The sequence below is a fragment of the Duganella flavida genome (genome assembly GCF_009857445.1).
Lineage (GTDB): Bacteria > Pseudomonadota > Gammaproteobacteria > Burkholderiales > Burkholderiaceae_D > Rugamonas > Rugamonas flavida.
The window spans coordinates 180,862-200,362 of sequence record NZ_WWCN01000014.1; the positions used below are offsets into that span (position 1 = coordinate 180,862).

At 62.2% G+C, this 19,501-nt stretch carries 17 protein-coding genes; 12 read left to right on the forward strand and 5 right to left on the reverse strand.

Annotated elements, in window-relative coordinates; all coding sequences use genetic code 11:
* Positions 1 to 59: 59 nt before the first annotated feature.
* The 11 genes from zwf to GTP46_RS21525 all read left to right on the forward strand — a co-directional run bounded on the left by zwf (position 60) and on the right by GTP46_RS21525 (position 14,184).
* Entirely contained in the window at positions 60 to 1,532 is a 1,473-nt protein-coding gene (gene zwf, locus GTP46_RS21475; protein WP_161008663.1) for a glucose-6-phosphate dehydrogenase, read from the forward strand.
* An 8-nt stretch (positions 1,533 to 1,540) separates the two neighbouring features.
* Positions 1,541 to 2,395: an SIS domain-containing protein gene (locus tag GTP46_RS21480; RefSeq protein WP_161008664.1), complete on the forward strand. Its 855-nt coding sequence runs from the start codon at positions 1,541 to 1,543 to the stop codon at positions 2,393 to 2,395.
* An 86-nt stretch (positions 2,396 to 2,481) separates the two neighbouring features.
* On the forward strand, positions 2,482 to 2,787 hold the full coding sequence (locus tag GTP46_RS21485; protein ID WP_161008665.1) for a HigA family addiction module antitoxin: 306 nt from the start codon (positions 2,482 to 2,484) through the stop codon (positions 2,785 to 2,787).
* 140 nt (positions 2,788 to 2,927) lie between these two features.
* Entirely contained in the window at positions 2,928 to 3,554 is a 627-nt protein-coding gene (locus GTP46_RS21490; protein WP_161008666.1) for a hypothetical protein, read from the forward strand.
* A 60-nt stretch (positions 3,555 to 3,614) separates the two neighbouring features.
* Positions 3,615 to 4,478, forward strand: coding sequence for an EamA family transporter (locus GTP46_RS21495; protein WP_161008667.1), 864 nt, complete (start codon positions 3,615 to 3,617; stop codon positions 4,476 to 4,478).
* 53 nt (positions 4,479 to 4,531) lie between these two features.
* A complete protein-coding gene (tal, locus tag GTP46_RS21500) occupies positions 4,532 to 5,467 on the forward strand; it encodes a transaldolase (RefSeq protein WP_161008668.1) in 936 nt (311 codons plus the stop codon).
* A 110-nt stretch (positions 5,468 to 5,577) separates the two neighbouring features.
* Positions 5,578 to 6,753, forward strand: coding sequence for an efflux RND transporter periplasmic adaptor subunit (locus tag GTP46_RS21505; RefSeq protein WP_161008669.1), 1,176 nt, complete (start codon positions 5,578 to 5,580; stop codon positions 6,751 to 6,753).
* Positions 6,754 to 6,765: 12 nt separating this feature from the next.
* A complete protein-coding gene (locus tag GTP46_RS21510; RefSeq protein WP_161008670.1) occupies positions 6,766 to 9,918 on the forward strand; it encodes an efflux RND transporter permease subunit in 3,153 nt (1,050 codons plus the stop codon).
* Positions 9,911 to 11,371: an efflux transporter outer membrane subunit gene (locus GTP46_RS21515; RefSeq protein ID WP_161008709.1), complete on the forward strand. Its 1,461-nt coding sequence runs from the start codon at positions 9,911 to 9,913 to the stop codon at positions 11,369 to 11,371. The genes GTP46_RS21510 and GTP46_RS21515 overlap by 8 nt, the downstream gene beginning before the upstream one ends.
* Before the next feature lie 9 nt (positions 11,372 to 11,380).
* Positions 11,381 to 12,454, forward strand: a complete 1,074-nt coding sequence (locus tag GTP46_RS21520) for a patatin-like phospholipase family protein (RefSeq protein WP_161008671.1) — start codon at positions 11,381 to 11,383, stop codon at positions 12,452 to 12,454.
* 95 nt (positions 12,455 to 12,549) lie between these two features.
* Positions 12,550 to 14,184: a methyl-accepting chemotaxis protein gene (locus tag GTP46_RS21525; RefSeq protein ID WP_161008672.1), complete on the forward strand. Its 1,635-nt coding sequence runs from the start codon at positions 12,550 to 12,552 to the stop codon at positions 14,182 to 14,184.
* Here GTP46_RS21525 and hemW read toward each other — a convergent pair.
* From hemW to GTP46_RS21540, 3 genes are read right to left on the reverse strand one after another with little or no spacing between them, the layout of a single operon-like run.
* A complete protein-coding gene (gene hemW / locus GTP46_RS21530; protein WP_161008673.1) occupies positions 14,150 to 15,409 on the reverse strand; it encodes a radical SAM family heme chaperone HemW in 1,260 nt (419 codons plus the stop codon). The two genes, GTP46_RS21525 and hemW, sit on opposite strands and share 35 nt — an antisense overlap.
* Positions 15,406 to 15,990, reverse strand: a complete 585-nt coding sequence (rdgB, locus tag GTP46_RS21535) for an RdgB/HAM1 family non-canonical purine NTP pyrophosphatase (protein WP_161008674.1) — start codon at positions 15,988 to 15,990, stop codon at positions 15,406 to 15,408. The genes hemW and rdgB overlap by 4 nt, the downstream gene beginning before the upstream one ends.
* A gap of 56 nt (positions 15,991 to 16,046) precedes the next feature.
* Positions 16,047 to 17,048: an NADP-dependent oxidoreductase gene (locus tag GTP46_RS21540; RefSeq protein ID WP_161008675.1), complete on the reverse strand. Its 1,002-nt coding sequence runs from the start codon at positions 17,046 to 17,048 to the stop codon at positions 16,047 to 16,049.
* Positions 17,049 to 17,156: 108 nt separating this feature from the next.
* Here GTP46_RS21540 and GTP46_RS21545 point away from each other — a divergent pair, with 108 nt between their 5' ends.
* Positions 17,157 to 17,585 (forward strand): substrate binding domain-containing protein, encoded by a 429-nt coding sequence (locus GTP46_RS21545; protein WP_161008676.1) that lies wholly within the window; start codon positions 17,157 to 17,159, stop codon positions 17,583 to 17,585.
* A 217-nt stretch (positions 17,586 to 17,802) separates the two neighbouring features.
* Here GTP46_RS21545 and rph read toward each other — a convergent pair whose 3' ends face one another.
* Positions 17,803 to 18,531 (reverse strand): ribonuclease PH, encoded by a 729-nt coding sequence (rph, locus tag GTP46_RS21550; RefSeq protein ID WP_161008677.1) that lies wholly within the window; start codon positions 18,529 to 18,531, stop codon positions 17,803 to 17,805.
* A gap of 10 nt (positions 18,532 to 18,541) precedes the next feature.
* Complete coding sequence (locus tag GTP46_RS21555) at positions 18,542 to 19,498, reverse strand: PP2C family protein-serine/threonine phosphatase (RefSeq protein ID WP_161008678.1); 957 nt, start codon at positions 19,496 to 19,498, stop codon at positions 18,542 to 18,544.
* Positions 19,499 to 19,501 lie beyond the last annotated feature (3 nt).

Genomic DNA, 19,501 nt, shown 5'->3' on the forward strand with positions numbered 1-19,501 from the left:
CGGCTGCGTGCTGCACGCGGCAATTCCTTCGGCACTTTTTTTGCGACGAAATTCATACTATGGCTCTTTCCGATTTTGATCTGGTTCTGTTTGGCGGCAGCGGCGATCTGGCGATGCGCAAATTGCTGCCCGCGATGTATGCCCGCGATGTAGCCAATGACCTGCCTCCGACCGCCCGCATTATTTGCGTCGGCCGCGCGGACGCCAGCCAGGAAGAATTCCTGCAAACCGTGGAGACCACGTCCAAACCGCTGATCAAATCGCCGGCCGTAACGCCGGCCGCGTGGGCGCGCTTCACCGCCCGCATCGTCTACGTCTCGCTGAACGCGACCGACGCCGGCAGCTACACCTCGCTGGTGGAAGCGCTGCGCAAGGACGAAGCCATCACCAAGGTCTACTACCTGGCCACGCCGCCGGCCATCTTCGCGCAGATTTGCGAGAACCTGAAAACCAACGGCCTGGTCACCGCCAACTCGCGCGTGGTGCTGGAAAAACCGCTGGGCCGCGACCTGGCTTCGGCCAAGCAGATCAACGCTGAAGTGGGCAAGGTATTCGAAGAATCGCAGATCTACCGTATCGACCACTACCTCGGCAAAGAGACTGTGCAGAACTTGCTGGCCCTGCGTTTCGGTAACATCCTGTTCGAGCCGCTGTGGCGCCGCGAGTGGATCTCCGATGTGCAGATCACCATCGCCGAGAAACTCGGCGTCGGCAACCGCCTCGGCTACTACGACACCTCCGGCGCGCTGCGCGACATGCTGCAGAACCACTTGCTGCAACTGCTGTGTATCGTCGCCATGGAACCGCCGACCTCGATCGCGCCGGACGCCGTGCGCGACGCCAAGCTGCAAGTGCTGCGCTCGCTGAAAAAATTCACCCCGACCACGCTGGCGCAAAACATCGTGCGCGGCCAGTATCGTGCCGGTCATGTGGACGGCAAGGCTGTCCCAAGCTACCGCGACGAACCGGACGCACCAGCCCACTCGCGCACCGAAACCTTCGTGGCGATGAAAGCGGAAATCGACACCTGGCGCTGGGCCGGCGTGCCGTTCTACCTGCGTACCGGCAAGCGCATGGCCGATGGCCTGGCTGAAATCGTGGTGCGCTTCAAGCAAATCCCGCACTCGATCTTCAACCAGCCGACCAACAGCTTCCAGCCGAATTCGCTGGTCATCCGCCTGCAGCCGGACGAGGGCCTGCGCATGAACCTGATGGCGAAAACGCCAGGCGACGGCATGCGCTTGAAACAGGCCGAGCTGGAACTGGACTTCCGCGAGCAATTCAAATCGCCGCGCATGGAAGCCTACGAGCGCCTGCTGCTGGACGTGCTGCGCGGCCAACTGACCTTGTTCATGCGCGGCGACGAATTGGAAGCGGCGTGGGAATGGGTTGAGCCTATCCTCAACAGCTGGGAATCGGAAGACAGCTATCCACTGCCGTACGCATCGGGTACCTGGGGTCCGGCCGCCGCTTCGGCGCTGATCGGGCGCGATGGCCTGCAATGGCGTGAAGAAGTTTTACCGGAAGACTAATCGCTACAATGCTACTCGATTCCATCCGTACCCAACTCGACTCGCTCTCCAAATCGGAGCGCAAGGTGGCTCTGGCCGTGCTCGAACATCCGACGCAGACGGTCAACCAGAACATCACTGCGCTGGCCAAAAGCGCGCAAGTGTCCGAACCGACCGTGGTGCGTTTCTGCCGTACGCTGGGCTATGACGGCTGGCATGAGTTCAAGCTTAAGCTGGCGCAAGGCCTGGCCTTGGCCCTGCCCGGCCTGAACGAACAGCCGACGCAGGACGACCTGGCGGCAGATCTGGTCAACAAGATCTGCAGCCGCTCGATCAACACCCTGCTCGACTTGCGCAACAACCTCGATCCGGAAGCGATCCAGAAGGCGCTGGACATCCTATCCAAGGCCAACAAGATCGAATTCTATGGGCAGGGCACGTCCGGTATAGTGGCGTCCGATGCGCAGCACAAGTTCTTCCGTTCGGGCGTACCGACTGTGGCGTACGCCGATCCGCACATCCACAGCATCGCAGCGGCCCTGTTGCGTACTGGCGATGCGCTGGTGGCGATCTCCCAGCGCGGCAACAGCCCAACGCTGGTGCGCTCAGTCAAACTGGCCCGCCGCGGCGGTGCCGACGTGATCGTGCTGGCGCCTTCGGGTACGCCGCTGGCGGAACTGGCCACGGTACTGATCCCGATTGACCTGATCTTCAACATCGACCCTTACACGCCGATTTCGGCGCGCCTGGCGTATCTGGTAGTGATCGACGTCCTGGCCGTCGGCCTGGCTCTGCAACGCGGCCCCGAGTTCCGCAAAAAAATGCAAAACGCCCAAAAAGCGTTGCAGGAATTCGACTTGCAATTCGACTCCTTCATCGGCTGATCCACATTTAAACCTGCGCGTATATCACGCGCAGGCATTGCTATGATCTTAAAGTCGCTTATCCTGAAAGCGACTGGAAGACTGACATGGCAAAACTACTCGACGAAATACATCCCGGCGCAATCCTGCTTGAGGACTTCATGAAGCCGATGGGCATTACCGCGCAAAGGCTGGCCGCTGATATGGATGTGGCACCTAGCCGCATCAGCGACATCATCAACGGCAAGCGCCCCATTACTGCCGATACTGCGCTGCGCCTCGGTCTCTTCTTCGGCATGGAGGCGCACTTCTGGTTGCACTTGCAAAGCGAATACGATATCCGGATTGCGGCGCGCGCGAAGCAGAAGCAGTTGCAAGCTCGGGTGCGGCCTCTGCGCCACAACCTTGCATGACTGCAGCCCTCGCGCTGCTGGTGCTGACGCCCCTGCTGTAACATTTTGTAATACCTTCAAAGCCGGGATTTACTATCCCGGCTGTTGCCTCCGTGAACGAGCTCGCCTAGCCTGTCTCTACACATTCACCGGAGACAGCCATGCGTAATGATTTTCATGATAATTTTTCCTGCGGCTTTCACGACCGCGGCGATGAGACGTTCAGCTTCACCCTCACCAACGGCGCCGTGACCGCTGTGCAGGTAACGGAAACGCATGGCACCCGCACCAGCACGCATACCGACACTATCGGCGCCACCTCCACCTACGCCGTAGGCACCGACGGCACCATCACCGAGACTTCGATCTTCGGCCACACCGTGGAGACCACCATCTACACCGCAGCCGCCACCGCCGGCCAGTACACGGTCAAATCGGTCACCGATACTTACATCCCGCAAGGCACGGCCACTACTGCGCTCAATGTTGATCCTAACGACCGCGCCAAGTTCACCATCGACACCAGCGGCGCCGTCACTGCTGTGCAGCGCGTGCTGGACGACGGCACCACCAAGGCGGTGACCGTTGGCACCGGCACCACCTATTCCCAGCTGGCCGCAGGCTATGTGCTGGAAGTGCAGACCCATGGCACCCGCACCAGCTACGAGGTCTACCACGACGGCAACGGCGATGGCGTCTACACCGAGATCGCCCATGGCAGCGGCAGCACAGTCGACCTGGTCGGCCTGCAATCACAGATCAGCGCAAGCATCCACGCTGTCCTGTAACTCTCCTCGTATAATCGTCCAGATACGCTGCAGCGGGGCGGTTTGCAAGGGAGTCAATGGATGGATGGATCGGTCGTCACCGTCGTGCTGTTTGCCGCGCTGCTGCATGCGAGCTGGAATGCGCTGGTCAAGGCCGGTTCCGATAAATACCTGAGCACCGTGCTGGTGGCCTGCGGCGCCGGTCTGGTCTCGCTGCCGCTGCTGCCGTTCGCTAGCGCGCCACATGCCGACAGTTGGCCGTGGCTGGTTGCCTCCGCCTGCTGCCAGGTGATCTACTACCGCCTGCTGGCTGCCGCCTACCATCACGGCGACATGAGCCAGGCTTACCCGCTGATGCGCGGCGCCGCGCCGCTGCTGGTGGCGCTGGCCAGCGTGCCGCTGCTAGGCGAACGGCTGCACTGGCGGCAGGATGTTGCCGTGATGCTAATCTGCGGCGGCGTGCTCACTCTCACCATCCTGCGCGGCGCCCACGCCGGCGCGGACAATGCCGCCAATCGCGCCACCCGCCGCAAAGCCACCTCCTACGCCCTGCTCAACGCCGCCATCATCGCCGGCTACACCATGATCGACGCCGTCGGCGTGCGCAAGTCCGGCGCGCCAGCCGCCTACACCATGTGGCTGTTCGTGCTGACCGCCGTCATGCTGCTGTTGTGTTCTACCAACCGCTGGCGCGAACTGCCGGCCTACGCGCGCAGCCACGCGCCCGTGATGCTGTTGGGCGGCTTCGGCACGCTGGCCTCCTACGGCCTGGCGCTGTGGGCCATGACGCAGGCGCCGGTGGCCGCCGTGGCCGCGCTGCGCGAAACTTCGATCATGTTTGCCGCCGCCATCGCCGCCCTGTTCCTGCGCGAGCGGCTGGCGCCCGGACGTATCCTCGCCGTCAGTCTGATCGCCTGCGGCGCAATTCTCATGCGGCTGGGCTGAGACGGAGTAAAATAAGCGAGATCACCATTTTTCTTATCAGATTGGCAGCGTTTATGAACCAACTCGAACAACTCAAACAATACACCACCGTCGTAGCGGATACCGGCGACTTCCAGGCTATCCAGCAATACACCCCGCGCGATGCCACCACCAATCCATCGCTGATCCTGAAAGCGGTGCAGAAGGAAGAGTACAAGCCGCTGCTGGAAAAAGCCGTACGCGACAATATGGACGCCAGCACCGGCGAAGTGATCGACCACCTGCTGGTCGCCTTCGGCAAGCAAATCCTGCGCGTAATCCCAGGCCGTGTATCGACCGAAATCGACGCTGCCCTGTCGTTCAACACCGCCGCTTCGGTGACCAAAGGCCGTGAACTGATCAAACTGTACGAGAAAAACGGCATCGACCGCGAGCGCGTGCTGATCAAGATGGCTTCGACCTGGGAAGGCATCCGCGCTTCCGAGATCCTGGAAAAAGAAGGCATCCACACCAACATGACGCTGCTGTTCTCGCTGCCGCAAGCCATCGCTTGCGCTGAAGCGGGCGCCAAGCTGATTTCGCCGTTCGTGGGCCGCATCTACGACTGGTACAAAAAATCCACCGGCATCGACTATCAAGGCGCGGAAGATCCAGGCGTACAGTCGGTCAAGCGCATCTACAACTACTACCGCAAGTTCGGCTACCAGACCGAAGTGATGGGCGCCAGCTTCCGCAACACCAGCCAGATCCTGGAACTGGCCGGCTGCGACCTGCTGACCATCAGCCCGGACCTGCTGCAAAAGCTGGCCGACACCAACGCCCCGCTGGAGCGCAAGCTGAGCACCGACAGCGGCAAAAACGCCGCCATCGGCAAAATCTCGGTCGACGAAGCCACCTTCCGCTTCATGATGAACGAAGATGCGATGGCCACCGAGAAGACCGCCGAAGGCATCCGCGCCTTCGTGGCCGACACCGGCAAGCTGAAACAAATCATCTCCGGCATGCGTTAATTCTCTCGCGGTTTCGCTGGTAAAAGGCAGGAGCGTGGCACAGGCCGCCCTCCTGCCTTTTTTGCATTACAATCTTGCATCAACAATAAAACCAGACCGCGAGACCATCCATGAGATTCGTCCCACGTTGTACCGCCGTGGCAGTCGCCAGCCTCACCCTGCTGGCCGCCTGCGGCGAGAAAACCGATACCCACGGCGCCCCGCCGCCTGCCACCGTCTCCGTCATCACCGTTACTCCCGCCAGCGTCACCCTGAACAGCGAACTGCCAGGCCGCACCGAAGCTTCGCGCACGGCGCAGGTGCGCGCGCGTACCGCCGGCATTGTGCTGCAGCGGGTGTACCAGGAAGGCGGCGAGGTGAAGGCGGGCCAGGTCTTGTTCCGCATCGATCCAGCGCAGTTCCAAGCTTCGTTCGACAGCGCGCAAGCGGCCGTCGCCAAGGCCGAGGCCAACCTGGCGCAGGCCGAATTAAAGGTAAAACGGTATAAACCATTAATCGCGGCGCAAGCGGTCAGCCAGCAGGAATACGACGATGCCGTCACCGCACAGAAGCAGGCCGCGGCCGATCTGGCGACTACCAAGGCGGCCCGCACCACCGCCAACCTGACGCTGGGCTACGCCACCGTCACCTCGCCGATCTCCGGCCGCGTGAGCCGCGCGCTGGTGACAGAAGGCGCGCTGGTGGGCCAAGGCGAAGCGACGCCGATGGCCACCGTGCAGCAGCTCGATCCGATCTACGTCACCATCACCCAATCCTCCACCGAGGTGCTGAAGCTGCAGCGCGCGCTGGCCGAGGGCAAACTGAAACGCGCCGGCAAGGATCAAGTCCGCGTCACGTTGGTGACGGAAGACGGCCAAGCCTACCCGCAAGCGGGCAAGCTGCTGTTCTCGGATGTGTCGGTGGATGAGAGCACCGGCACCGTCTCCATGCGCGCCGAATTCCCGAATCCGAATCGGGTCCTCCTGCCCGGCATGTACGTGCGCGCGCGCCTTGAGCAAGGTGTGAGTGACGCCGCCATCACCGTGCCGCAGCAAGCCATCGTACGCACCAACGAAGGTTCGACGGTGCTGATCGTCGGCGCCGATAATAAAGTGGTTTCGCAGCCGGTGACGGCCAACGCCAACGACGGTAACAACTGGGTCGTCAGCGCTGGCTTGAAAGGTGGTGAACGCATCGTAGTCGAAGGCTTCCAGAAGGCCAAGCCAGGCGCCACGGTGAATCCGCAGCCGTGGAAAGGCCCGGCCAGCGCCGCGCCGGCCGCACCTGCGCCTGTCGCCGCCAAGTAACCGGGAGCACACATGGCCAAGTTCTTCATCGACCGCCCGGTCTTCGCATGGGTGATCGCGCTGTTTATCCTGCTCGGCGGGATGCTGGCGATTACCGTGCTGCCGGTGTCGCAGTACCCGACCATCGCACCGCCATCCATCGTGGTGACGGCCAACTACCCCGGCGCCACCGCGCAAGTGCTGGACGATGCCGTCACCAGCGTCATCGAACAAGAGATGAACGGCGCCGATGGCCTGCAATACGTCGAATCGCAAAGCGAGGCCAGTGGCGCGGTGACGATTACCGTCACCTTCGTCCCCGGCACCAATCCTGACCTGGCGGCGGTGGATGTACAGAACCGCATCAAACGCGTGGAGTCACGCCTGCCGGCCGCTGTGACGCAGCAAGGCGTGCAGGTGAACAAGGCGCGTTCCAACATCCTGATGTTCGTCGGTCTGACTTCTACCGACGGCCGCCTCGATCCGACCGGCTTGGGCGACTACATGGCGCGCAACGTGGTCAATGAAATCAAACGCATTCCCGGCGTGGGACAGGCGCAGTTGTTCGGCACCGAGCGTGCTATGCGCGTCTGGGTTGATCCGCAAAAGCTGATCGGACTAAAACTGAACATGACCGACGTCACGGCAGCCATCCGCGCACAGAATGCGCAAGTTACTTCTGGCACGCTGGGTGATCTGCCTAGCCCCGCGCAGCAGACCTACTCTGCACCGATTGTGGTGACCGGCCAGCTGTCGTCCACCACGGAATTCGGCCAGATCGTACTGCGCGCGAATCCCAACGGCTCGCTGGTGCGCTTGAAAGACGTGGCGCGCGTGGAGATGGGCGGCGCCAGCTTCAACATCAACGCGCGCCTGAACGGCGCGCCCTTCTCCGCGATTGCAGTGCAGCTGTCGCTGACCGGTAACGCGCTGCAAACCGCGACCGCCGTCAAAGATAAAATGGAGCAGCTGGCGAAATACTTCCCACCCGGCGTGAAGTACACCATCCCTTACGACACCTCGCTGTTCGTCAAAATCTCGATTGAGGAAGTGGTAAAGACACTGCTGGAAGCGGTGCTGCTGGTGTTCCTCGTGATGTATCTGTTCCTGCAAAATATACGCTACACGCTGATCCCGACCATCGTGGTGCCAGTGGCGCTGATGGGCACTTTCGCGGCGATGCAGCTGTTCGGCTTCTCCATCAACGTGCTGACCATGTTCGGCATGGTGCTGGCGATCGGTATTCTGGTTGACGATGCGATTGTGGTGGTAGAAAACGTCGAGCGCATCATGAGCGAGGAAGGCTTGTCGCCGCGCGACGCTACGCGCAAGGCGATGAGCCAGATCACTGGCGCGATCATCGGCATTACGCTGGTGCTGGTGGCGGTGTTCATTCCGATGGCATTCTTCGGCGGCGCGGTCGGTGCGATCTACCGCCAGTTCTCGCTGGCGATGGTGTCGGCCATGCTGTTCTCCGCGCTGATGGCGCTGACCCTGACGCCGGCCTTGTGCGCCACCATGCTCAAGCCGGTGGAGGCTGGGCATCACCACGAGAAGAAAGGCTTCTTCGGCTGGTTCAACCGCAAGTTCGCGGTGACGGCGACCGGCTACCAGGGAGTGATTGCGAATATCCTCAAGCGCACCGGCCGTTATCTCGTGATCTTCGCGCTGCTGTGTGGTGTTGTGGGCTGGCTGTATGCGCGCCTGCCATCGTCCTTCCTGCCGAATGAAGACCAGGGCTACTTGATCGCCAACGTACAGCTGCCGCCAGGCGCATCGACCAGCCGCACGCAAGCCGTGCTGGCGCAGGCCGACGCCTACTTCCGCAAACAGCCGGGCGTGGCACGCACCATTGCGGTGGCGGGCTTCTCGTTCTCGGGTAACGGCCAGAATGCTGGTCTGGTGTTTATTCCGCTGAAGGACTGGAAAGAGCGCGGACCGGAGCAGTCGGCACAGGCGATTGCGCAACGCGCGTTTGGCGATTTGTCCGGCATCCCCGATGCAATCATCTTCCCGCTCAGCCCTCCGCCGATCCGCGAACTGGGTAACGCCACCGGCATCACGGCGCGCCTGCAGGATCGCAGCGCGCAAGGCCACGATGCGCTGATCGCGGCGCGCAACCAGCTGCTGGGGCTTGCGGGTAAGAGCGAGATCCTGAAAGGCGTTCGTCCGGAAGGACTGGAAGATGCGCCACAGCTGCAAGTCGATATCGATCGCGAGAAGGCCAATGCGCTGGGCGTGTCCTTCGCCGACATCAACGCCATGATGTCGACCGCACTGGGCTCCTCGTACGTCAACGACTTCACCAGCAGCGGGCGCCAGCAGCGCGTGATCGTGCAGGCCGACGCGCCTCGCCGCTTGCAGCCGACGGACATCATGCAGCTCAACGTGCGTAGCGCCAGTGGGACCATGGTGCCGTTTTCTTCGTTCGCCTCATCGCACTGGATACAAGGCCCGGTGCAGCTGGTGCGCTACAACGGCTACCCGGCCATCAAGCTGACCGGCGATGCTGCGCCGGGCCGCTCGACTGGCGAAGCGATGGCCGAGTTGGAGCGTTTGGCGGAACAACTGCCGCCGGGCTTCGGCATCGAGTGGACCGGCCAGTCGCTGGAAGAGAAAACCTCCGGCTCGCAAGCGCCGATGCTGTTTGCGTTGTCGCTGCTGGCCGCCTTCCTGGTGCTGGCAGCGCTGTACGAAAGCGAATCGATCCCGGTGGCGGTGCTGCTGGTGGTGCCGCTGGGAGTACTGGGTGCGCTACTCGGCGCTCACCTGCGCGGACTGCCGAATGACGTCTACTTCAAGGTCGGCCTGATTGCCATCATCGGCTTGTCGGCCAAGAATGCGATCCTGATTATCGAGTTTGCGAAGGACTTGCAAGCGCAAGGCAAAGGCCTGATCGAGGCGACGCTGGAAGCCGTGCACCTGCGCTTCCGCCCCATCATCATGACGTCGCTGGCGTTTATCTTGGGCGTGCTGCCGCTGGTGATTGCCACCGGTGCGGGATCGGCCAGCCAGCGCGCCATCGGCACCGGCGTGATGGGCGGAATGATTACGGCGACCGTGCTGGCGGTGTTTTTGGTGCCAGTGTTCTTTGTGGTGGTGCGTCGCATCTTCAAGGGCAGCGAGCGCCAACGCAAACTGGCTGCACATGAATTGAACGATAAAAACCATGAAACCTATGATTAAGCCCGCAGCCTTATTCAGCGCTGCCCTGCTCTCCGCCTGCTCGATGGCGCCGACCTACCAGCGCCCCGCCGCACCGGTGGCCGCAGCCCTCCCGTCCGACAGCGCCGGCGCAGCATCGCGCACCAGCGTACCACTGCCGCTGCCTGCCGACGCCAGGACCGCCGTCGATACCGGCTGGCGCGAATACTTCTCCGATGCGCGCCTGCAGCAGCTGATCGCCGCAGCGCTGGACAACAACCGCGACCTGCGCACTGCCGTACTGCGCATCGAAGAAGCTCGCGCCCAGTACAACATCCAATCCGCCGACCGCCTGCCGAACCTGAACGCCAGCGTGGCTGACACGCGCGCCAAGACACCGGCCTTCCTGTCATCGACCGGGAAATCAACCGTCGGTCAACGCTACGACGTCGGCGTATCGGTATCCTCGTTTGAGCTGGATTTCTTCGGCCGCGTAAAAAGCCTGAGCGATGCTGCACTGGCTAGCTACCTCGCCACCGAAGAAGCACGCCAGGCCGCGCAAATCGCACTGGTGTCGCAAGTGGCGCAGGCCTACTACACCGAACGCGCCTACGCCGAACAATACGCGCTGGCGCAGCAAACCTACGAAGCACGCGCCCGCACCTACAAGCTCACGCAGCAACGCGCCGAAGTGGGCGCCTCATCGCGCCTCGACCTGCGCTCCAACGAAACGCTGATGGAGACCGCGCGCGCATCCGCACTGGCACTGGCCCGCCAACGCGCGCAAGCCGAAAACGCCCTGACGCTGCTGGTTGGCCAAGCCCCGAGAGCCGCAGAAGGCACCAGCTCTGGCGCGGCCAAAGCAGCGAACACCGGCGCCATGCCGACCGACGCGCAAATCGACGCACTGAGCGCCTTGCCAGCCGGCCTGCCATCTGACCTGCTGGCCCGCCGTCCCGACATCCGCGCCGCCGAGCAGCGTCTGAAAGCTGCCAACGCCAACATCGGCGCCGCACGCGCCGCTTTCTTCCCGCGCATCAGCCTCACGGCGGCAGTGGGCAGCAGCAGTCCTGCGCTGCATGGCCTGTTCGACAGCGGCTCCGGCAGCTGGTCCTTCGCACCGCAACTGACGCTGCCGATCTTCGACGCGGGCCGCAACAGCGCCAACCTCTCGCTGGCCGAAGTCCGCAAAAACATCGCCATCGCTGACTACGAGAAAACCATCCAGACCGCCTTCCGCGAAGTCGCAGATGCACTGGCCGCACGCGACTACCTCGGCGAACAGGTGGCCGCCCAGCGCGCCGTGCAGGAAGCGCAAGCCGATCGCCTCAAACTGCTGCAACTGCGCTTCGACAACGGCGTCGCCAGCTCGCTGGACATCCTCGACGCCCAGCGCGAACTATTCAGCGCACAGCAAACATTGGTGCAAGCCCGCCTGCTGCGCACCACCAGCGCCATTGACCTGTACCGCACGCTGGGAGGCGGCGTGCGCTAAACTAGCGGGATGACTTCTCCGATTACCATCCGCCTCGGTCAGCGGGCACGCCAGCGGATTGCCGCCGAGGGCATGCAGGCTGCCGATATCGCTATCGTTCCTGCCGCCGCCGGCGGTCCGAAAGGCCTCATCCTGCATGGCCTGGACTGCTGGATGTTTGGCGATTTTTTCAAGACCGCACCACGCCAGCGTAAGCTCGTCGGCGCCTCCATCGGCGCGTGGCGCATGGCTGCTTCCGCGTTCCGGGATCCGGTCGCGGCGCATAAGCGGCTGGTGCGCCTGTACGCCGGCCAGCGCTATCCGGACAAGGTGACGTCAGCCTACGTCAGCCAAACCTGCCGTGCCCTGCTCGATGAACTGCTCGACGGCCGTGGCCAGGAAGCGATCAACCACCCAGACCATCACGTCTCCATCATCACCATCCGTGGCATCGGCGCCTTGAGCGGCACCAACGGCGCGCGCTGGCGCGAGATGGCAGGCTTCCTGCTCGCCGCCGCCGGCAACGCCGTATCGCGCAAACGCCTCGCCGCCTCGATGGAGCGCGTGATCTTCCACAATCAGCACGACGACGCACGCTGGCTGCGCGACGACTTCGACGCCTTCGCCGCCCATTTCGTCGGCCTGCAAACAGAAAATCTGCGCGACGCCCTGCTGGCCTCCGGCTCCATCCCGCTGGTGCTGGAAGCGGTGACCAACATCGCCGGCGCGCCGGACGGCGCCTACTGGGACGGCGGTTTGATCGACTACCACCTGCACCTGCCCTACCAGCGCGATCCCGGCCTGGTGCTGTACCCACACTTCAACGACTACATCGTGCCCGGCTGGCTCGATAAGTCGATGCCGTGGCGCCGCGCCCGCGACCACGCGCTGGAGAACATGATCCTGGTCTCGCCATCGCAGGACTTCGTACGCACGCTCCCCAACGCCAAACTCCCCGACCGCAAGGACTTTAAGGTCTACGGCCAAAATCACGACCACCGCAACCGCGACTGGCTGCGAGCCATCGGTGAGAGCGAACGCATGGCCGAAGCCTTCGCCCGCTGGTGCGAAAAGCCCGACCTGAAACAGGCCGCCAGCTTCTGACTGTTCTCAAAATACGACAGAAGCCGCCGAAGTGAACGCATCGCCGCAGGACTAGCGCATACTTGTATTCCGCATGTATGTTCGGAGGGGTGATCATGAATGTCCTGTCGCAGATGCGCATCGGTACTCGTCTCGCTGTCGGTTTCGCCGTGGTGCTATTGCTGGCGATCCTGGCCACCTCGGTCGCACTGATCAACGCCCGCTCCACCGCGCAAGCCACGCGCGACATGATGGAACTGCCGCTGGCCAAAGAGCGCCTTGTCTCCGACTGGTACGTATTGATTTACTCGGCCATCGCCCGCACCGCGCTGATCGCCCGCAGCTCCGACGAAAAACTCTCCGATACCTTTGCTGATGTCATCTCCGCCAGCACCAAGCGCGGTAGCGAATTGATTGAGCAGATCAAGAGCCGGCTGTCCACTGACGAGGAGCGCAAGGTGATGGAACAGATCACGGACCTGCGCAACAAGTACCAGAAGGCCAAGACCGATATCATGAACGCCCGTAAGGCTGGCGACTCGGCCAAGGCTGAGCAGCTGTTCAAGGATGGCTTCACGCCCTCCGCCGATGCTTACCAGGACAAGGTGAAAAGCTTCCTCGCCATGCAGCGCAAGGCTATCGACGATACCGCCCACGCCATCGATGCCGCCAACAGCCGCTCCAACGCGCTGCTGCTGGTGCTGGCGGTGCTGATGGTCAGCATCGGCTCCGTAGCCGCGTGGATCATCTCGCGCTCCATCACCGTGCCGCTGAAGTCCGCCGTGGACATCGCCGCCACCGTTGCCAACGGCGACCTGACCACGCAGTTCAGCGCACAAAACAACCAGGACGAAATCGGCGATTTGATGAAGGCCCTGCGCGGCATGAACGACTCGCTGCGCGAAGTGGTGAGCCAGGTGCAGATCGGCACCAACACCATCGCCACCGCCTCCAACGAAATCGCCACCGGGAATATGGACCTGTCGCAGCGCACCGAGGAGCAAGCCAGCTCGCTGGAGGAAACCGCGTCTTCGATGGAAGAGCTGACGTCCACCGTGCGTCAGAATGCGGAAAACGCCAAGCAGGCCAACCAACTGGCGCATGCCGCGTCCGCGGTGGCGGAGAAAGGCGGCGCCATTGTCGGCCAGGTGGTGAACACCATGGGCTCCATCAACGACTCGTCGCGCAAAATTTTCGACATCATCAGCGTGATTGACGGCATTGCGTTCCAGACCAATATCCTGGCGCTGAATGCGGCGGTGGAAGCAGCGCGCGCCGGTGAACAAGGGCGCGGCTTTGCGGTGGTGGCGTCGGAAGTGCGCAACCTCGCGCAGCGTTCTGCCGGTGCGGCCAAGGAGATCAAGGAGTTGATCGGCAATTCGGTCGAGCAGGTGGATATCGGCCAGAAGCTGGTGCAGCAAGCCGGCAGCACCATGAACGACGTGGTGGCCAGCGTGCGCCGCGTGACCGATATCATGGGGGAGATTACCTCCGCCAGCAGCGAGCAGAGTATCGGCATCGATCAGGTCAATACCGCCATCACGCAGATGGATAGCGTGACGCAGCAGAACGCCGCGCTGGTGGAGCAAGCCGCTGCGGCAGCGGCCAGCATGCAGGAACAGGCCTCGAAGCTGGCCGATGTGGCGTCGTCGTTCAAACTCGGACATGATGGCTTGCACGGCGCCCTGTCAGCGCCGGCAAGGCCAGGCAAGCGTCCTAGCCCTTCAAGAATAGCTCTTGCAAATCATTGAGGAAGCGCTGGCCTAACTCGGTCGGCTTGATGATCTTGTAGTCGCGGTAGAGCAGCCCTTTCGCCTCGGCGGCGTTGAGCTGCTTGTCGATGGCGTTGATGCTCAAGCCAGTGCGCTCGCTGAAAAGGTTGGGATCGAAGCCGCCGTGCAAGCGCAAGGTGTTGAGCATGAACTCAAAGCCCATGTCCTCGCGCTGGATTTCGTACTCTTCCTGAATTGGCGTGCCCAGTTTGACCTGTTCCATGTAGGCCTTGGGCTGCTTGTAGCGCGCCTGGCGCAGGATGCGATGCGGGAACGACAGCTTGGAGTGCGCGCCCGCGCCGATGCCGAGGTAATCGCCAAACTCCCAGTAGTTCAGGTTGTGGCGCGCGCGATGGCCTTCTTTCGCGTAGGCCGAAATCTCGTACTGGTTGTAGCCATTGGCCTTGGTCAGTTCCGCGATCATGTCCTGCATGTCGGCACTGGCATCGTCGTCCGGTAGCGTTGGCGGATATTTCGCGAACAGCGTGTTCGGCTCCATCGTCAGGTGATACAGCGACAGGTGCGGTGGATTGAAGGCCATCGCCGTTTCCACATCATGACGCGCCTCTTCCAGCGTTTGCGACGGCAGCGCGTACATCAAATCCAGATTAAAGTTGTCGAAGTTGGCGAGTGCGATTTCCACTGCGCGCTTGGCTTCGTTGTCGTCGTGGATGCGGCCGAGCGCCTTGAGGTGACGCTCGTTGAAGCTCTGGATGCCAATCGATAAACGATTCACGCCACTGGCGCGATAGGACTTGAACTTCTCGGCCTCGAAGGTGCCGGGATTGGCTTCCATCGTGATCTCGCAGTCGCTGTCCAGCGGCAGCAAGGTGCGCACGTCAGACAGCAAGCGGTCCAGCCCTGCGGCCGACATCAGGCTAGGCGTACCGCCGCCGATGAAGATGGTGTAGATCTTGCGACCCCAGATCAGCGGCAGCGCCATTTCCAGGTCGGTGCGCACCGCGTCCAGATATTCCTGCTCGGGGAACGCGCCGCCATCCTTAGCTTCGTGCGAGTTGAAATCGCAGTACGGGCATTTGCGCACGCACCATGGGAAGTGGATGTACAGCGACAGCGGCGGCAGCGCCGTCAAATTCAGCGAGCCACCCTGCAGATACTTGGCAGCGACGCCTGCGGTTTCACTAATGTCGACCGCTGGCTTAGAGGCTTGCGTAGTTGCGCCGACGATTTTAATCGGGATCATTTCAGCTTCTCTACCAGTGCGCGCAGGGCCTGGCCGCGATGCGACAAGGCGTTCTTTTCATCGGAGCTCAATTCAGCAGCGCACTTGCCCAGTGACGGAATGAAGAAGTAAGGATCGTAGCCAAAGCCACCGGCGCCGCGCGGGGTGTCGATCATCACGCCGTTCCAGCGACCATCAGCGATGATAGGCTGCGGATCGTCAGCATGGCGCACGAACACCAGCACGCAATAGTAGTACGCGGACTTGTCTTCATGCTTGGCCAGTTCCGCGATCATCTTCTCGTTGTTGCGCGCGTCCGATTTCGGCTCGCCGGCAAAGCGCGCCGAGTACACGCCGGGCGCGCCGCCCAGCGCATTGACGCATACGCCGGAATCGTCCGCCAGCGCAGGAAGCCCGGTCAGGCGCGCGGCGTGACGGGCTTTTTGCAATGCATTTTCGACAAACGTGTGAAAAGGCTCATCCGCTTCAGGGACGTCGTATTCGCCCTGCGCGTGGACATCAAAGCCCACGGTCGACAGCAGTTCGTTGAACTCTTTCAGTTTGCCCTTGTTATTGGAGGCGAGGATCAGGCGTTGGGTCATGATGTTCGGCTACGTAAATGAAGCCGACATTGTAAACCCTTTGCGCCGGGGTGACCTTAAGCTACCTTGAGCACCAACTTACCGTTGTTGGAACCGTCGAACAGCTTGTTGAAGGTTTCAGGGAAGCTCTCCAGACCTGCTACCACGTCTTCACGCGTTTTCAGCTTGCCGGCGCGGATCCAGCCCGCCATGTCGGTGATGGCTTCCTTGGCGCGGGGGTAGTAGTCGGACACCATCACGCCACGCAGCGTGGCGCGCTTCACCATGATTTGCAGGTAGTTGGCCGGGCCCTTGGCTGCTTCCAGGTTGTTGTACTGCGAGATAGCGCCACAAATCACCACGCGCGCGCCCATTGCCAGCTTGGCCAGCACCGCATCCAGGATCTCGCCGCCGACGTTATCGAAGAACACGTTCACACCGTTCGGGCAATGCTGCTTCAGTGCTGCGGCCACGTCTTCCGACTTGTAATCGATGGCGGCGTCGAAGCCCAGTTCTTCAACCAGATACCGGCATTTGTCCGCACCACCGGCGATGCCGACCACGCGTGCACCTTTGATCTTGGCGATCTGGCCGACCGTTGCGCCCACTGCGCCGGCCGCGCCGGAGACCACCACCGTGTCGCCCTCTTTCGGCTGGCCGACGTCCAGCAGGCCAAAGTACGCCGTCATGCCGGTCATGCCCAGTGTGCCGAGGAACAGCGGCAGCGGCGCCAGCGCAGCATCAACCTTGAACAAGCCTTGGCCGCTGGAGATGGCGTATTCCTGCACGCCCAACAGGCCGGTCACGTGGTCACCCACTGCAAAGCCGTCGTTGCGCGAGTCGATCACCTTGCCCGCCGCGATGGCGCGCATCACCTCACCGATGCCGACTGGCGGCATGTAGGAATTCTCGCTGGCGTTCATCCAGCCGCGCATGGCCGGATCGAGCGACACGTACTTGATCTGCACCAGCACTTCGCCTTCGACCAGCGCGCGCACTGCCTCGCTACCGTAGCTAAAGTCGCTGCGTTGAACGGCGCCCGCTGGGCGGCTGGTGAGACGGAATTGGTGGTTTTGCATGTGGGACTCCTTGATAGTCGATGGAAGCAGTATAGACCGCGTTAAATCACTTGATAAGTCACCAATCAGGCGATACATTGTTGTCCACAGAGGGGCAGTCTTGATCAGGTGCTGCAGCAGGCGCGCCAGATCGAGCGGGCGCTGGGCAATATCGAACAGCTGACCGACCAGCACCAGCAACAGGTACGCGGGCTGCTGCGCGTGTCCAGCTCCATTGCCGCGCGGCGTCCGCTGGTGCCGCTGCTGGCGGAGTTTGCGCAGCGGTACCCGGAAGTGAAAATCTCGCTGCAGCTGGAGGAACGCATTGTTGACCTGATCGATGAGCAGATCGATGTGGCGATCCGCACTTCCAATCTGGTCGACTCCACGCTGGTGGCGCGCAAACTGGCCGAGAACCGCAGCGTGATCGTGGCCTCCCCTACCTACCTTGCACGCGCGGGCGAGCCGGAAACGCCGGAGGATTTGCGCGAGCATGCCCGCTGCCGCAAGGTCCGGCAACTTATGCAGTCTATCCAGCGCGCGAATTTTTGGCGTTGAAGACGTCGGTGTTTATCGACTTCCTCAAGGAGCGCATGGGTCAGGCCTCCAGCGCCACCGGCTTGGAGGGATAAGTCGCCAGCACGATGGAAGTCGACACGGCGCCGTATGCGGCCAGGCTGTCGATCACCGCTTCCAGCTGGTGCATGGCAGCGACGAACGGACAGTGGCCGCGAGCAGCTTGGGCGACTAGCCGGCTGGCAGCTATTAGAGAACCTTACAGTCCCAGCGTCTGCTTCTGCAGCTTGATCAAATCCGCGATACCGGCTTGCGCCAGATCCAGCAGACGGTTCATGCCGGCGCGGTCGAAGGCTGCACCTTCTGCCGTGCCTTGCACTTCGATGAAGTGGCCGGCATCGGTCATCACCACGTTCATGTCGGTATCGCAGCCCGAATCTTCGATGTAGTCGAGATCCAGCACTGGCGTGCCTTGGTACACGCCGACCGAAATCGCGGCCACGAAGTGCTTCAGCGGAATCGCAGGAATCGCACCGCGTGCCACCAGCTTGGAGAATGCATCGTAAGCCGCCACCATCGCACCGGTGATGGACGCGGTGCGGGTGCCGCCGTCGGCCTGAATTACGTCGCAGTCCAGGTGCAGGGTGCGCTCGCCGAACGCTTCCAGATCGAACGCTGCGCGCAGCGAACGGCCAATCAGGCGCTGGATCTCTTGCGTGCGGCCGGACTGCTTGCCCTTGGCCGCCTCGCGGTCCATGCGGCTGTGGGTGGAGCGCGGCAGCATGCCGTATTCGGCGGTCAGCCAGCCCTGGCCTTTACCCTTCAGGAAGCCCGGCACTTTATCTTCGATGCTGGCGGTGCAAATCACCTTGGTGTCGCCACACTCGATCAGCACCGAACCCTCGGCGTGCTTGGTGTAGTCGCGGGTCAGGCGCAGGGTGCGCAGCGCGTCGACAGGACGGCCGCTTGGGCGAGTTACTTCAGTCATTACGTTTTCCTTATTTCAGAATTTGGGAAGATTTTTCGATTGCACCGCGAATCTCCGCGATGGCTTTTTCAATTTCGTCGTCATCGAAGGCATCGGCCTCCGAAGGTGCAGTATCGGAAGACAGCGCCGGCGGCGCCGTGTCGCGGATGGTGGTGCTGTGCAGGTCTTCCGGCAGCGCCTCGGTCGAAATCATGGTCTCGGTTACCGGGTCCATATTATCCAGCACCGAACTGCCTTGCCACATGATGGCCAGCGCCGTGACGTTGTCGCTGGCGTCGCCCGCTGCTCGCAGCGCGGCTTGCAGCATGTCCGGCACGGCGCTCACCACGGTTTGCGCTTGCAGGCGCCGCACAATTTCATCGTCCGGCAGCATAGACCACAAACCGTCGGAGCACAACAGCATCAAATCGCCCGGCAGCAGACCAACGCCAGCGCCGACTTCCACGCGCGGCAGCGAATCAGCGCCAAGGCAGTTCCACAGCTTGTTGCGGTCCGGGTGCGTAGCGCGTTCGGACGGCAGCGCCATGCCTTTGGCGATCAGGTTCTCCACGTGCGAGTGGTCCCTCGTGCGGCCGAGGATTTGGCCATTGCGCATCCAGTACAGGCGCGAGTCGCCGCAGTGCGCCCATGTTGCTGTGTTGTGCTGGATCAGACAAGCGACGATGGTGGTGCGCGGCGTTTCAGGCAGCTTGTTCGCGTGGCGGAACTGGTGGATGTCGCGGTGCGCTGCCAGCAAGGCTTCTTCCAGAAAGCGCTGCGGTTTTTTCATGTAGGGCTGCGCCTGTTGCTGGAACATGGTGGAGATGGTTTGCAGCGCCACGCTGGCCGCGATCTCACCGCGCAGGTGGCCGCCCATGCCGTCGGCCAGCACCAGCAGCAGCGCGTCGCGCGTGAAGCTATAGCCCATGCGGTCCTGGTTCACCTTGCGGCCGCCAATATGACTTTCCTGGTACACGGAGAATTGCATGAT

Excerpts from the sequence above, each read along its gene's own strand:
- zwf (WP_161008663.1), top strand. The coding sequence starts at position 60 with ATGGCTCTTTCCGATTTTGATCTGGTTCTGTTTGGCGGCAGCGGCGAT.
- GTP46_RS21480 (WP_161008664.1), top strand. The coding sequence starts at position 1,541 with ATGCTACTCGATTCCATCCGTACCCAACTCGACTCGCTCTCCAAATCG.
- GTP46_RS21485 (WP_161008665.1), top strand. The coding sequence starts at position 2,482 with ATGGCAAAACTACTCGACGAAATACATCCCGGCGCAATCCTGCTTGAG.
- GTP46_RS21490 (WP_161008666.1), top strand. The coding sequence starts at position 2,928 with ATGCGTAATGATTTTCATGATAATTTTTCCTGCGGCTTTCACGACCGC.
- GTP46_RS21495 (WP_161008667.1), top strand. The coding sequence starts at position 3,615 with ATGGATGGATCGGTCGTCACCGTCGTGCTGTTTGCCGCGCTGCTGCAT.
- tal (WP_161008668.1), top strand. The coding sequence starts at position 4,532 with ATGAACCAACTCGAACAACTCAAACAATACACCACCGTCGTAGCGGAT.
- GTP46_RS21505 (WP_161008669.1), top strand. The coding sequence starts at position 5,578 with ATGAGATTCGTCCCACGTTGTACCGCCGTGGCAGTCGCCAGCCTCACC.
- GTP46_RS21510 (WP_161008670.1), top strand. The coding sequence starts at position 6,766 with ATGGCCAAGTTCTTCATCGACCGCCCGGTCTTCGCATGGGTGATCGCG.
- GTP46_RS21515 (WP_161008709.1), top strand. The coding sequence starts at position 9,911 with ATGATTAAGCCCGCAGCCTTATTCAGCGCTGCCCTGCTCTCCGCCTGC.
- GTP46_RS21520 (WP_161008671.1), top strand. The coding sequence starts at position 11,381 with ATGACTTCTCCGATTACCATCCGCCTCGGTCAGCGGGCACGCCAGCGG.
- GTP46_RS21525 (WP_161008672.1), top strand. The coding sequence starts at position 12,550 with ATGAATGTCCTGTCGCAGATGCGCATCGGTACTCGTCTCGCTGTCGGT.
- hemW (WP_161008673.1), bottom strand. The coding sequence starts at position 15,409 with ATGATCCCGATTAAAATCGTCGGCGCAACTACGCAAGCCTCTAAGCCA.
- rdgB (WP_161008674.1), bottom strand. The coding sequence starts at position 15,990 with ATGACCCAACGCCTGATCCTCGCCTCCAATAACAAGGGCAAACTGAAA.
- GTP46_RS21540 (WP_161008675.1), bottom strand. The coding sequence starts at position 17,048 with ATGCAAAACCACCAATTCCGTCTCACCAGCCGCCCAGCGGGCGCCGTT.
- rph (WP_161008677.1), bottom strand. The coding sequence starts at position 18,531 with ATGACTGAAGTAACTCGCCCAAGCGGCCGTCCTGTCGACGCGCTGCGC.
- GTP46_RS21555 (WP_161008678.1), bottom strand. The coding sequence starts at position 19,498 with ATGCAATTCTCCGTGTACCAGGAAAGTCATATTGGCGGCCGCAAGGTG.